The organism is Thermodesulfobacteriota bacterium, assembly GCA_035325995.1.
Classification (GTDB): Bacteria; Desulfobacterota_D; UBA1144; order Nemesobacterales; family UBA2774; genus JADLGH01.
The window spans coordinates 358,240-372,013 of sequence record DAOKYU010000002.1; the positions used below are offsets into that span (position 1 = coordinate 358,240).

General features: G+C 56.6%; 10 protein-coding genes. 5 read left to right on the top strand and 5 right to left on the bottom strand.

Annotated elements, in window-relative coordinates; all coding sequences use genetic code 11:
* Positions 1-145: 145 nt before the first annotated feature.
* Genes PKC29_04520 through PKC29_04530 form a run of 3 tightly spaced genes read left to right on the top strand, consistent with a single transcriptional unit; the run spans position 146 to position 4,702 of the window.
* A complete protein-coding gene (locus tag PKC29_04520; GenBank protein HML94678.1) occupies positions 146-469 on the top strand; it encodes a hypothetical protein in 324 nt (107 codons plus the stop codon).
* Positions 462-3,287: a bifunctional [glutamate--ammonia ligase]-adenylyl-L-tyrosine phosphorylase/[glutamate--ammonia-ligase] adenylyltransferase gene (gene glnE / locus PKC29_04525; protein HML94679.1), complete on the top strand. Its 2,826-nt coding sequence runs from the start codon at positions 462-464 to the stop codon at positions 3,285-3,287. The genes PKC29_04520 and glnE overlap by 8 nt, the downstream gene beginning before the upstream one ends.
* The gene (locus PKC29_04530) at positions 3,284-4,702 is read left to right on the top strand and encodes an alkaline phosphatase family protein (protein HML94680.1); all 1,419 of its coding nucleotides are present in this window, start codon (positions 3,284-3,286) and stop codon (positions 4,700-4,702) included. Before glnE ends, PKC29_04530 begins: the two co-directional genes overlap by 4 nt.
* A gap of 1,711 nt (positions 4,703-6,413) precedes the next feature.
* Here the strand turns inward: PKC29_04530 and PKC29_04535 are convergent.
* Genes PKC29_04535 through PKC29_04545 form a run of 3 tightly spaced genes read right to left on the bottom strand, consistent with a single transcriptional unit; the run spans position 6,414 to position 9,820 of the window.
* Entirely contained in the window at positions 6,414-8,366 is a 1,953-nt protein-coding gene (locus PKC29_04535; GenBank protein ID HML94681.1) for a BatA domain-containing protein, read from the bottom strand.
* A gap of 15 nt (positions 8,367-8,381) precedes the next feature.
* A complete protein-coding gene (locus PKC29_04540; GenBank protein ID HML94682.1) occupies positions 8,382-9,266 on the bottom strand; it encodes a DUF58 domain-containing protein in 885 nt (294 codons plus the stop codon).
* 59 nt (positions 9,267-9,325) lie between these two features.
* A complete protein-coding gene (locus PKC29_04545; GenBank protein ID HML94683.1) occupies positions 9,326-9,820 on the bottom strand; it encodes a CarD family transcriptional regulator in 495 nt (164 codons plus the stop codon).
* A gap of 227 nt (positions 9,821-10,047) precedes the next feature.
* On the opposite strand from PKC29_04545, the gene pckA reads away from it, so the two are divergent.
* Entirely contained in the window at positions 10,048-11,616 is a 1,569-nt protein-coding gene (gene pckA, locus PKC29_04550) for a phosphoenolpyruvate carboxykinase (ATP) (protein ID HML94684.1), read from the top strand.
* 93 nt (positions 11,617-11,709) lie between these two features.
* Here pckA and PKC29_04555 read toward each other — a convergent pair whose 3' ends face one another.
* On the bottom strand, positions 11,710-11,877 hold the full coding sequence (locus tag PKC29_04555) for a hypothetical protein (GenBank protein ID HML94685.1): 168 nt from the start codon (positions 11,875-11,877) through the stop codon (positions 11,710-11,712).
* Between the two features lie 59 nt (positions 11,878-11,936).
* On the bottom strand, positions 11,937-12,353 hold the full coding sequence (locus PKC29_04560; protein ID HML94686.1) for a hypothetical protein: 417 nt from the start codon (positions 12,351-12,353) through the stop codon (positions 11,937-11,939).
* Between the two features lie 280 nt (positions 12,354-12,633).
* On the opposite strand from PKC29_04560, the gene PKC29_04565 reads away from it, so the two are divergent.
* Positions 12,634-13,188 (top strand): isochorismatase family protein, encoded by a 555-nt coding sequence (locus PKC29_04565; protein HML94687.1) that lies wholly within the window; start codon positions 12,634-12,636, stop codon positions 13,186-13,188.
* The last annotated feature ends 586 nt before the right edge of the window (positions 13,189-13,774 follow it).

Here is a 13,774-nt window from a genome sequence, read left to right on the forward strand (position 1 = left end):
ATATCATAGTTTGGCTAATTCGTGAATTATAGTTGATGTTAACTGGATTGCCTGACAAGGGAAAATGGAATATATCACGGTATAATCTCCGCCCGGGGTTTTAAGAGGGCTCATCCCGATTTATAATAATAGGAAGGGGTTCGAAATGCCTGAAAGAAAGCGTACGAGAACGGGGAGAGCGGAGAAGAAGGCCGAGACGGGGCCCGACCTGAAGGACCTCGGGAAGGCGGGGGAGCATTTCCTCGCCGGGGCCACGGAGATAGTGGCCGGGACCGGGTTCGTCATAAAGGGCGTGAAGCATCTCCTCGAAAACGAGGAGGGGAGGAAGTTCCTCTGCGAGCTGCCTCTAAAGGCCGTTAACACCGGCATCGATCTCATGAAGAAGGCCGGGAAGGAGGCGAAAGAGCGGAGGAAGACCGGGACCGGACAGAAGAGAGGATCACGAAGCAGGAAAATCAACGTTGAATAAACCCTTGCCGGACCCAGGCTACGCCCGGACCGTTTTAGAGCACTATAAAGAGAGTCACAAGAAGATTTCCCCCGCACGGAAGAAGATACTGGAGCTCCTGGCGGGGTACAGCTATTTCCTCGGCCGCGCCGCGGTCAAGGATCCGGGAATACTCGAATACATAGAATCCAGCGGGGCGGCTTCAGACGGAAAGACCCCCGCAGCCTTTATGGAAGAGGCGGGCGGTATAGCCGCGTCGTCCGAAACTCCCTCGCAGCTCGAATCGGCCCTCAGGCGCTACAAGTACAGGGAGCTCGCCCGGATAGTTTACAGGGACATAACGGACGGGGCACCGTTCACCGAGACGATGGAGGAGCTATCGGACCTCGCCTCGGCCATCGTCGAGGCGGCGATAACGTTCTATCGTCCCGAGGCCGAAGGGGCGGGGGAGTTTACCGTCATAGGCATGGGGAAGCTCGGCGGGCGGGAGCTTAACCTGAGCTCGGACATAGACATAATCTACATGTACAGGGACGACGGCGACCCGGACCCGTTTTTCAGGCTGGCGGAGAAGGTGACGAAGTCCCTCAGCGCCGTGACGGAGGACGGTTTCCTGTACAGGGTGGACCTCGGACTCCGTCCGGGGGGCGGGAAGAGCACGATCGCCGTGTCCTTGGAGGGGGCGTTGGAGCATTACTTTTACTGGGGGGACACGTGGGAGAGGGCGGCGATGATAAAGGCGCGGCCCGTCGCGGGGGACATCTCACTCGGCGAGAAGTTCGTGAGCGACATCGAGCCGTTCGTCTATAAAAAGTTCCTGGATTACTCGTCCATCGAGGACCTCAAGGACATGAAGACCCGGCTCGACCAGCTCGAAAAGAAGCGCGACGTCAAGCTCGGGAAGGGTGGCATTCGTGAGATAGAGTTTTTCGTCCAGGCCCTCGCGCTCGTAAACGGCGGGGAGATAAAGTACATACGCGAAAACAACACCCTGAAAGCGCTCGGAAAGCTCGAAGCCGCGAACCTGATAACACCCGCGATACGGCGGACGCTGTCGGACTCCTACCTCTTTTTAAGGAAGGTGGAGCACAATATACAGCTCGCGGACGAGAGGCAGACGCACAGGCTGCCGTCGTCGCCGGACGACCTCGAAAAGCTCGCGTTAAGAACGGGCGTGCCGGACAGGGACGAGCTCGAAAGGATTTACAAGGAGAGGACCGCGGCGGTTTCGTCCGTTTACAAGGGGCTCTTTTACGAGCCTTCGCAGAAGACGGAGGAGGTGGGGAAGGAGTTCTGGAAGGCCGCCGGGTTTCTCATGGAAGGGAACCTGGACGAGGAGGAGGCGATCGAAAACCTGAGGGCGCTCGGGTTCAGGAATCCCGGCATGGCGGCCGATCTCCTGTCGAAGCTCCTCGACGTCAGGAAGGGCGGGCTTACGCAGGGCGGGAGGGCCGCGACGAGGAAGGTGATACCGGCGTTCCTGGCGAGCGTCCTGAAGTCGCCCGACCCCGACCTCGCGATCGTCAACCTCGAAAGGTTCGTTTCGGGCATAGGCTGGAGGACCTCGCTCTATTCCGTCCTCGCCGAAAACCCGGACATAATAGAGCTCCTCGTAAAGCTCTTTTCGACGAGCGGGTATCTCTCGAACTTCCTGATACGGCACCCGGAGTACATGGACGTGATCACACTCCGGGACGTGAGGACGGAGTATTCGTCAAAGGGGGAGATGCTGGCGCAGATTCGGCAGTCACTGGCCGAGGAGGACGACTACGGGGCGCAGCTCGACGTCCTCCGGCGGTTCAGGCACGTGGAGACTCTCAAGATATGCCTCAGGGACCTCAACGGAGAGGTGGGGCCCTTTTATGTCGGCAAGTATCTTTCGATGGCGGCCGAGGCCATACTCGAAGCGGGGCTCGAGATCGCGTGGGAAGTCGTCCGGGACAAGGAGGAGCGCCCGGAGAAGAACCACAGGATGGTCGTCATGGGCATGGGGAAGCTCGGCGGGAAGGAGCTTTCGTATAACTCGGACCTCGACGTGATCTTCATTTACGACGGGAAGGAAGAGGAGCACATGTTTTACTCGAAGCTCGGGCAGAAGGTGATTTCCGTCCTGTCCGTGCCGACGGGCGAGGGGTATGCGTACAAGATGGACATGGGGCTAAGGCCCTCGGGGCGATCCGGGGCGCTGGTGACGTCGTTCAACGCGTTCCGGAAATATCAGCAGGAGAGCGCACAGGTCTGGGAGAGGCAGGCACTCGTAAAAACCTCCCCGTCCGCAGGGAATATGAAGGTCGGAAACAAGGTCATGAAGCTCGTGACGGAGTTCGTCTACGAAAGGCCGCTCCCGGAAGGGTTCGAGGAGGAGATAAAGAGGCTCCGGAAGAGGATGGAGAAGGAGCTCGCCGCCGAGAGCCGGGAGAAGCTCAACATCAAGACGGGGCGCGGCGGCATAGTGGACATAGAGTTTTTGGTGCAGATGCTCCAGTTAAAGCACGGCGGCGGGCATCCGGAGGTCAGAAAGCAGAACACGTCGGATGCGCTCGCGTGGCTCCACGAAGCGGGGATAATCGGGGAAGACGACTATACGGAGCTGGCCGATGGGCTCATGTTCCTCCGGAAGATGGAGAATCTCCTCCGGCTCCTTCACGACAGGTCGATAAACGAGCTCTACGAGAGCGACTTCGAAAAGCTGGCCACTGAGCTGGAGCCCGGGGACGGCGCAAAGCTCAGGAGAAAGTACACCTCGACGACGGGCAAAATAAGGAAGATTTATAACAGGTACTTTTCGGGGCGGGCCGCGGAGCCGGAGCCCGCGGAAAAACGGAGAACCAGTAAATGAAGGATTTTAAGAGCTGTATATTCCTGATGGCGGACGGCGCGCGCGCCGACGTTTTCGAGGAGCTCATGAAAGCGGGCGATCTGCCCGCAATATCCCGCTACGTCGTCGAGCCGGGCTCGTACAGGGAGGCGGTTTCGGTGTTCCCATCGACGACGGGACCCGCGTACACGCCCTACGTCTTCGGGAAATACCCGGGAAGGTGCAACTTCCCCGGGATAAGGTGGCTCGACAGGAGGATCTACGCCGACAGGCGGAAGCTCTTCTCGTTCAGGCGTTTCAGGAGCTACATAGGCCTCGAGACTTACTTCATGAACAGCGACGCCTCGACCGACAATACGAGCATATTCGAGGTGTTCCCGCGGAGCGGAAATATACTCAACGAGCTCTCGCGCGGGGTGAAGCTCACCAACGACAAGACCCGTTTTTCGAAGCTGTATCACAAGGTGAAGAGCCACTTCACGGACAGGACGGACGAGGTGGACCTGCTTGCACGGAGACTTCTCGTAAAGGAGCTGGGGGCAATGCACGATTTCATCTTTACCGTCTTTCTGGGAATCGACACGTACTCGCACGTGAACCATCCCTTCCACAGGGACGTGATCGATTCCTACAGGCGTATAGACGAGACGGTGGATGTAGTCGCCTCGCGTCTCAAGGCGGAGGGGCGTCTCGACGAGACGCTGTTCGTCATCATAAGCGACCACGGACTTACGCAGACCCATTCGCATTTCGATTCCCTCGGGTTCCTGAACGCCAGGGGATACAAGGCCTTTTACTATCCCAACGTGTTCAGGCACTTCATGAACGCCGACGCGGGGAGCCTCATATCGGGGAACGCCATGGCGAACATATACGTCAGGAGCCCGGACGGGTGGGAGAGGCGCTCGACGTTCGCCGAGATGAAGCAGCTCGTCGAGGACTTCCTCGAAAGGCCCGAGGTGGACGTCGTCGCCGGGACGGACGAGGATGGAAAGGTGAAGATAAAGAGTGCGAGGGGCGAGTCCCAGGCGTGGATAGGCGAGGACGGGCGCGTCAATTACAGGAAGGTTTCGGGGGACCCGTTCGGGTATAACGGTATGCCCGAGAGCATGACTTCGAGGGAGGCTCTTGCGGCGAGCTTCGGTACGGAGTACCCGGACGCAGCGGTCCAGATAATGCAGCTCCTGGAATCTCCGCGCGCGGGCGACCTCGTGCTGAGCGCGCACCTCGGCTATGACCTCAGGGCGCACCACGAGAACCCCGAGCACCGATCTTCGCACGGCTCGCTCGTCAGGGACCACATGATAGTTCCGTTCGCGATAAGCGCGCCGCTCGCGGACGAGCTCGTCAGGACGGTGGACGTATACCCGACTATACTGAGCCTCCTCGGAAGGGAGCTTCCGGACGGGCTCGATGGTATAGATTTGTCGGTTTGAGGGGGAGGCGGAGATGGATAGGTGGCCCGCGGGATTGCCGCGGTCGCTGCGCTCCCTCGCAACGACGGAATTGTGGAGTCGCGGCTCACCGCCGCGACTGTGAATCGAGCCGGATTCCCGATCAGGCTTTGGTTCCACCTTCGCTGCGACAGGCCTTTTCCTAAGTGGGGGATAAAAGATTAAAGGCGAAAGGATTTCTACTTTTGGCTGACCACGCACGTACGTGTGTTTCTCGGGGTAGCAGATTCGGAGACTCGAAGCACCTTAAGCGCGGTTGGTGATAATAGCAATGCCTTGCTACTTCGAAAGCTGGTAGAGGCTGCGGGGTTGGCGGCCTTGCGGGGGACGTTCTGTAGTAGCTGGTAGATATGGAGAAAGGGTTCTCTACTTTTCCTTGATGAAAAGTAGCAAAAGTCACGGGCCGGGAAAAATTCTGCTAAAAATCATCGTTCCTTCGCTAAATCCTCCAAATACTTTACCCCCACCCTGACCCTCCCCCTGGGAGGGGGAGGGAAGAGTAAGGTAGGTCGGATTTTTAACGCTCATCCACTCGATGTCTTCGGCGGGGCAAGTCAGGTGATTAAACAATATGGACGACCGGGCGGTGCTATGAATTTCCAAGTCAGCTACGTCGAATTCCTGCACGCGTGGCGTGCGCGAATTTTGACGGCCCGGAGGGGTATTGCTTCGCCGCGTCCGGCTACGCATGGCTTCGCCGCGACAAGCGGCGGCTTGCAATATGGTGGATTGGGATGAGGGATATAGGGGTGCTCTTCAATCAAATTCGAGTTCACTACCTATAAGAACCCTTTGACAGAAAAGGCAAAAGCTCGAAAGCTGAATTGTATTGCTGCGCCACATCCGGCTTCGCATGGCTTCGCCGTGACAAGCGCGGCTTGCAATATTATGATTTATCCACCGACTTTGCATTTTCCGTCATTCTGCCTGTCCGGCGTAGCTTTCAGCGAAGACGGAAACTAGTTTCAGAATCTCGTTTTAAGGCGTTAACAGGAAAGGCATAATCCCTCCACCCCCTTTTCCTAAGGGGGTTGAAAAGACAAAAGCTGGATTCCCGATATAGATAGGCAGGTCCCGAGCGGTACCGGATAAACGCTTGTGCAGTGAGGTGGTGGCGTCCAATTCCTCGCTCGCTCGGAATCGTTGCAGGAATGACAAGAATATAGGTGATTCCTCGCTCGCTCGGAATCGTTGGGAATGGCAGAAAAGAGAAAATCCCATCTATCCCCATTTTCAAAGTGGGGATAAAAAGAAAACGAAAATATAAATATTCACGAACCCTTTTTGATTTGAAAGATTCTTGATGGATTGCTGGTGGAAGTGGATTCCCGATTAGCAGGTCTAGAGCGGTACTGGATAAGCGTTTGTGCGTGAATTAACGGCATCCAATTCCTCACTCACTCGGAATTGTTGGGAATGACAGAAGGGTGGTGATTCCTCGCACGCTCGGAATCGTTGTACGAGATGAAAGATTAGAAAAGAGAGATTTCTCCCTTCGGTCGAAATGACAGGATTAAAGGCGAGATCCTGAAATAAATTCAGGATGACGACAAAAAAAGGAAGGATAAGAGCTGGATTCCCGATATCGGACTCCGCCAAGGCTTCCACCTTCGCTGAAGCTACAGTGGACAAGTCGACCGATAAAAAGGCTACGTCGGACAAATCGGCGGACAGGATGCCGGGCCGGCGGGCGTCAGGAAAAGAGCGCCCTTACGGCCGCCTCGGAAATGAAGAGTGCTATCGCACCCCAGAGGAAGTACCGCCAGAGCTCGCTGAATACCTTTACGAAGCCGGGCCGTCCGGCTTCCGCCGGGGCCGGGCTTTCTATCGTTATCCTGGAAAGGTCTGACTCGGCCGGATCGATGTTCACGGAAAAGCTGTAGTGGGGTTTTCCGCCCTGCGTGACCGTGTATATGCCGGGGGTATCCGTCGCGGAGAAGACCGGCTCCGCGCCGGAAAGGGGTGTCTTCACGCCGCCTGGGGCCGAGACCTCCGCCCCTTCGGCGCCGGGCGGGACGTCGATGGCGGCGATCTCCCCGGCGAGGTAGCTTCTCTTTCTGACGCCGGAATTATCGCTCGTATCCATGAGCTCCTTTACGACCGGGAGGAAGACGGGGGATATGGGAAGGTCGTTCCAGCCGGTGTCGGCAGTGGATGCGAAGAGGTAGACGCTCCCGCCGCCGAGGCCCTTCCGCAAAAGGAAAGGGTCGCCCGAGGCGGTGGAGAGTATCGTTTCCGACCCCTCTTCGGGATAGATGGAGAAGTGGCGGCCGACACGGACGCTGCCGAGCCTTTCGCGGACGTCGCCGGAAAAGGCGCCGCCGCCCCCGGGGCTTACGAACGTACCCGCTTCCTGTATCGTAAGGAGCTGCCCGGGAAGAAGGCCCTTCAGAAGTGCGTTGTAGGAAGACGGCCTTATCCTTTCCCCGGGGAATATGACGAGGGTCCCGCCGTTAGTCACGAATTCCCTTAGCGCTTCGGCGTTGGACGGGAGAATGTCGCCGGCGTTGGCGAGGAAGACGACCCCGTAGGGCGAGAGGTCCTCCGACAGGAACGCCTCGTTGTCCTTGACGGATACCTGCGCGCCGGAGATTTCGGATATGGTTTCGCCGGCGCGGGCCAGATAGTAAGCCTCGCTGAGCCTCGCTTCCTCGCGGGGGTCGCCGTCTACTATGAGTATTCCGGAGCCTTCGCCGCCCGCGAGGACGAAGTAGCGGGTGTCGTCTATCGGGAGGCTGTCCTTTTCTATAGACGCCGTGCCGAGGCCGGGCGCGGCTGCATCACCGTCCGGGGGAAGGGTGAACTCCCTTACGGCCCTTTCACCGGGCCCGACGTCGAGGTGCGCGTTCACCTCGCGCCCGTCCAGGCCGACGCTCGCGAGGAGATCGCTGACCTCTTCGGGGGAGAAGTTGGATACGGCGATTTCAAATGCCGTCACGTCCTTGCCGCGGCCCGCGGAGGCCGAGGTTACCGCCCTGTTGGGGGAGCTTTCGCCGCCGGTGATATCGACGACGCGGAGCCAGTCGCGCGGGGCCGGGGATTCGCGCCAGCCGTTCTTCTGCATATCCGTGAGGAATATCACCTCTTTCTTTTCCGGCGGAGAGTCGGAGAGGGCGGCGTATACCTCGGATAGTCTCTTTTCGTTGTCGGCGTAGGTCGCGGTGAGCTTTATATCGCCCGCGGCCTGCCTGAGACCGGCCATGTCGCTCGACGGGGAGAGCCTTTCGCCCGGCTTTGCGACCAGGGGCGCTACGATGGCGAAGCTCCCGTCGGGGAGGGAGGAGATCGTATCCCTCGCCGTTTTCACCGCTTTGTCGAAGCGGCCGCCATAGCCCATGCTGAAGGAGTTGTCAACGACGACTGCGATGGAGCGGGGGCCTTCCACGCCAGCCGGGGCGAACGAAAACAGGGCCGGCCGCGCGAATACAAGGACCAGGAGGGCTATGACGAGGGCCCGGAGCAGCAGCAGTAGAAAGTCCTTTAGCCTGGACCTTACTGCGCTGTCCCCGCGCGAGGCGAGGAGGAACGTTATGGCAGGGAACTTCTTTACCGCCCCGCTCTTGCGGGAAATGAGATGCGCTATCACCGGAAGCGCCAGGGCGGCGAGTCCTATAAGGAAATACGGGCTAAGGAAGGAAAAATTCAAGAAACCTCACTCTCGTTATTTGTCTGCTATGAGGATGAGCGGCTCTTCGACGGGCCTTGAAGCAGGAGCGAATACGTAGCGCGACTCGTACTCGTGACACGTCCGTCTGAGGGAGTCCATGAACTGCCTCATCCTCTGGATATAATTATTTCTGACCTCTCCCGCGTCGACAATGACCTTCCGGCCGCTTTCCATGTCCTCGAACTCGAAGGAGCCCCGGAAGGAGAACTCCGTTTCGTCCTCGTGGAGGACGTGGAAGAAGACGGCGTCCCTGCCTGCGGCGTTAAGCATCTGGAGGCATTTGCGGAAGTCGGCTTCGTCCGTCAGGAGGTCGGAGACTATGACGAAGGCCGAGTCCCTCCTGTAGACTTCGAGCGCCCTGGCGACGGGGCCGGAGAGCGCCGTCCCGCCGGCGGGGGAAGCCGAGCCCAGCATGTCGAGTATGGGGGCTATGGAGGGGTTGCCCGCGCGGGGCGGGACGACGTCTACGCCCTCGCCCGAGAAAACCCCCGCGCCGACCGCGTCGCCCTGCCTGAGGAGAAGGTATGAAAGGGTGGCGGCGAGCCTCCGGGCGTAGTCGAGCTTGGTCGCGCCCTGGGCACCGTAGCCCATGGACGCGCTCGTGTCGACGAGCACGCACCAGTCGAGGTTGACCTCGTCCTCGAACTTCCTGACGTAGAGCCTGTCGTGGCGCCCGTAGAGCCGCCAGTCGACCTGGCGGAGCTCGTCGCCCCGGTTGTACTCTTTATATTCCATGAAATCGGGGCTTATGCCCCTGTAGTAGCTCTTGTGTATGCCCGCCTTTCTCCCCCTTACGCGGGAGGGCGCGCGGAAGAAAAAGCGCCTCAGCCGCGAGGCGGTTTCGAGGTCGAGTAGGGAATTAAAATCCGTGCCCGGCATCTGAAAAGTATAACCGGGAGGAGCCGGGGATTCATTAAGTTCGGGGATTTCAGGGATTGTCAGGCGAGGAGGTTTTCGATTTCTTTCGTTACGGAGTCTTCTTCGAGGTTTTTGGCTATCGAGATTTCCTTTATGAGAAGGGAGCGCGCGGTGTCCATTATGCGCTTTTCGCCGAAGGAGAGGTCCTTGCCTTTCTGGAGGAGGCTTATGTCGCGGAGGACGAGCGCGACTTCGAAGATGTCGCCGCTTTTGAGCTTGTCCGAATATTCGCGGTAGCGCTTGTTCCAGCTTTGGCCGCCGTTCTGGTGGTTGCCGTTCTTTTCCTTGCTTTTGAGTATGTCGTATATCCTGATGATCTGTTTGCGGGTGATTACGGGCCGGAGGCCCACAGTGGCCGCGTTGTCCGTGGGGACCATCAGGGTGACGTCGCTGTCAACGACCTGGAGAATATAGAAATCCCTTATGGTACCGCAAATTTCCTTGGATTCGACCGCCCTTATCTGAACAACCCCATGAGCAGGATAAACGGCTTTGTTGCCTACTTTAAATGCCATGATTCAGGAAACTCCTATGTGTGTGAAAAAGTGGCGCCCCACGAAAGAATCTATCACATTTCTGACCCCCGGTCAAATCACGGAGCGCGGCCCCGAGGGGGCGGGCGGGGCGGATGGAGGACGCCGTACACGCGCGGGCCCGGAGTAATTTTCGCTTGAAATCAAAAGCGCCATGGGATAGAGTCTCTTTTTCTGCTATATCACGAAAGTTATCGGAGGGACGCTCTGTGGGCCGTATAATCGAAAAAGAGCTTTTCGAGCTTCACGGTATAAAAAATCCCGGAAAGGTGTACTACAACCTTCCCGTCCCCGAGCTGTACGAGGAGATAGTAAGGCGGGGGGAGGGGATGATAGCCGAGGGCGGAACGCTCGTCGCCTATACGGGCGCGCATACCGGCCGCTCGCCTCAGGACAGGTTCATCGTGAAGGAGCCCGGGAGCGAGGAGGATATTCTCTGGGGGGCCGTCAACAGGCCGATAAGCCGCGAGCACTTCGATTCACTCTACGGCAAGATAACCGCTTACTTCGAGGGCAGGGACGTATTCGTGAGGGACCTTTACGCGTGCGCCGACGCTGACTATAGATTGCCGGTGAGGGTTATAAACGAGTACGCCTGGCACAACGTCTTCGTGAACAATCTTTTCATAAGGCCCGGGCCGGGCGATCTCCCCCACGGGCACGTCGGGTTCACCGTCATTTCCGCGCCGGGCGTCACCGCCGACCCGGAGACGGACGGGACCAGGACTGGGACGTTTATCGTGCTCAACTTCGAAAAGCGGGTTGCCATAATAGGCGGGACGCAGTACGCGGGGGAGATGAAGAAATCCGTCTTCACGGCGCTCAATTTTCTTCTGCCGATGGAGGGGGTGTTCCCCATGCACTGCTCGGCGAACGTCGGCAAGGACGGGGAGGTCGCCATTTTCTTCGGGCTCTCGGGCACCGGGAAGACGACTCTGTCCGCCGACTCCGGAAGGGCGCTCATCGGGGACGACGAGCACGGCTGGCACGAGAGCGGTGTATTTAACTTCGAGGGGGGGTGCTACGCCAAGGCGATAAGGCTGAGCCCGGAGACGGAGCCCGAGATTTACGATGCGTCGCTTCATTTCGGGACGGTTCTCGAAAACGTCGAGATAGATCCCGACACGAGAAAGATAGATTTCGACAGCGACAGGTACACGGAGAATACGAGAAGCGCTTATCAGATCGATTTCTTAAAAAATATAGCTCCTTCGGGAACCGGCGGGGTGCCGAAGACGATATTCATGCTTACCTACGATGCGTTCGGCGTTTTGCCCCCTATATCGAAGCTTACGACCGAGCAGGCCATGTTCTTCTTCACGCTGGGATATACGGCGAAGGTGGCCGGCACCGAGAGAGGGGTGGAAGAGCCGCAGACGACGTTCAGCTCGTGCTTCGGGGCGCCGTTCCTGCCGCGCCCGCCGCTCTTTTACGCGGGGATGCTGAAGGAGAGGCTGGAGGAGAGCGGGGCGGAGGTGTGGCTCTTGAATACCGGAATAACCGGCGGGCCCTACGGCGTCGGAAAACGTATGCCGCTCAAGGATACGAGGGCGCTCGTTACGGCGGCCGTCAGCGGGGAGCTCGGAAAGGGAGAGTTCCGGACGGAGCCGGTTTTCGGCCTGAGCGCGCCCGTTTCGTGCCCGGGGATTGACAGCGGGCTTCTCGACCCGAGGAAGACGTGGCCCGACCCGGCCGAATATGACGTCAGGGCGAAGGAGCTCGCCGATAGATTCCAGGCCGAGTTCGCAAAGCACGAGGCGGAGTTACGCCGCTTCTAGGCAATTTTATATTTAGATTTGTTGTAAAGAGCAGAGAAAGATAGGTTATCGCTGAAATCACCGTTAGTGTAGAAATCTCAAGCTAATATAAAACTATTTTTTGTTTTGCGTTTTATCTGTTTGTGAAGTTTGCCTAGTTGTTCCTTGTCCTGTAATAGTTACATTAGGTCGAGGAGTGCTTGGTTTCGCATTCACACCACCCTTTGAAACCTTACCTTCAGTAATCTTCACATACTTTCTATCAGATTTATTGTTATGCATTTTGTTGAGTCTCCTTTGCCTCGTCACTGAGTGCAGGAAATTCTATTGTCAATTCATTCCTATCTCGTGCAATATATAGAGCTGGAACTTTGTAAAGCTCCTCCCCTGTTATACACTATAACGTCATTTAGCAGTAACTCATTTTCTCTATGTGTATCTGAATAAGCCCTTACCCAACTATAGTAAGCTAATCCATATTTAATGTCTCGAACTATAACCCATTCGGTAGGTTCAGTTGCGTTAAAACTAAAACTCCATACATCCGAATCTCCAAATTGATTGGTTATTTTCATCCAATTTGCAAATCCATGTGCATATTTTCTGTTAATTACAAACGAAATAAGTAACCCAATTGGGACGGATAACAAGCTAACTATTGATATTCCAATAACATTTATTGAAGCATTAGGATCTATCAATTGCCTGGTTAAGAAATTGTCAAATAAATCTGAACCTGTAATAAATTCTAAGATCATGAATATTAAATCAGTTGTTAGATAACATAAGAATCCTAAAATGATGGATTGTATGACGAAGTAAAATGGCCCTTTCTTCTCGAAATATGTGAATATTTGGATTGTTAGCTTGCAAATTAATCCTGGCAGGAAAAGCAAAATCAATCTAATGTAAATTCAGGTAATTCCATCTTTTAATGATATTTAAGTTAGATTATTGATTCAATACCCCGCTTTATAAAATTTTTTTCCGTAGTAAGATTGGGAAGGATACAAATAACCCCGCCGAAGGAGAGAATTCATGGATTTTTTGAAGAAAGAAGACACGGTTCTGGTCGTCATAGACATGCAGGAGAGGCTCATGTCGGCGATGCCGGACATTCACTCGCGAGTTGCGGTGAGGAACGCGAGGGTGCTTATAGAGTCCGCGAAGGTGCTCGGGATTCCCGTGCTGGTGACGGAGCAGTATCCGAAGGGGCTCGGCGCGACCGTAGAGGGCGTGGCGGATTCGCTCGGCGAGGGCGTAAAGCCGATCGAGAAGGTGGTGTTCAGCTGTGCGAGGGCGGAGGAGTTCGCGGACGCCGTGAAGGGGCTGGGAAGGAGCTCTTATATACTGGCTGGTACGGAGACGCATGTCTGCGTCCTTCAGACGGCGGTAGACCTCGTGAACGAGGGCTATAACGTGTACGTGCCCGCCGACGCGGTGGTGTCGAGGAACGACCTCGACTGGCAGAAGGGGCTCGAGCTCATGGGGAAGGCGGGGGCCACCGTGGGCACTACGGAGGCTTTTCTGTTCATGCTCCTGGAGAGGGCGGGGACGGACGAGTTCAAGGCGGTTTCGAAGCTGGTGAAGTAGGAAGGGCTGGAAGGAAAAAGTAAAACAAAGATTTAAATCCTCCCTCGTTTTGCTTTGATTCCGGTCAAGATCTGTACTGGATGAACGCCTAGAAGTTAAGTGGGGGTGTCCAATTCCTCGCTCGTTCGGAATTGTTACCTCCAGCTTCGCTCGCAGGTTTCGCCGCGGCAGGTAAAGGCTGGATACTAAAGAGAGCGGGTTCTGAGCTGTACCGGAGAAACGTTTGCGCTTCAAGGTTGGGGCGTCCGGTTCTTACGTTTGCTCAGAACCGCTGGGAATGACAGAAATGAATGGATTCCTGAATGACAAAAATGTGGTAGATTCCTCGCTCAGTCGGAATTGTTGGGAAAGACAATTCGAGAAAGAATAAATCCCCCCTGCCCCCCTTTTTCTAAGTGGGGATAAAAGGCAAAGGCTGGATTCCCGATACAAGCCTTGATACTGAAGAAGGCGGTGCCAGAGCAGTACCGGATAAGCGCTACCGCTTCAGGGCGGCGGCGTCCGGTCCTTGCGCACGCTCGGAACCGTTGGGAATGACGGAAATGTGGTACTTCCTCGCACGCTCGGAATCGTGTTTGTTGTAGAG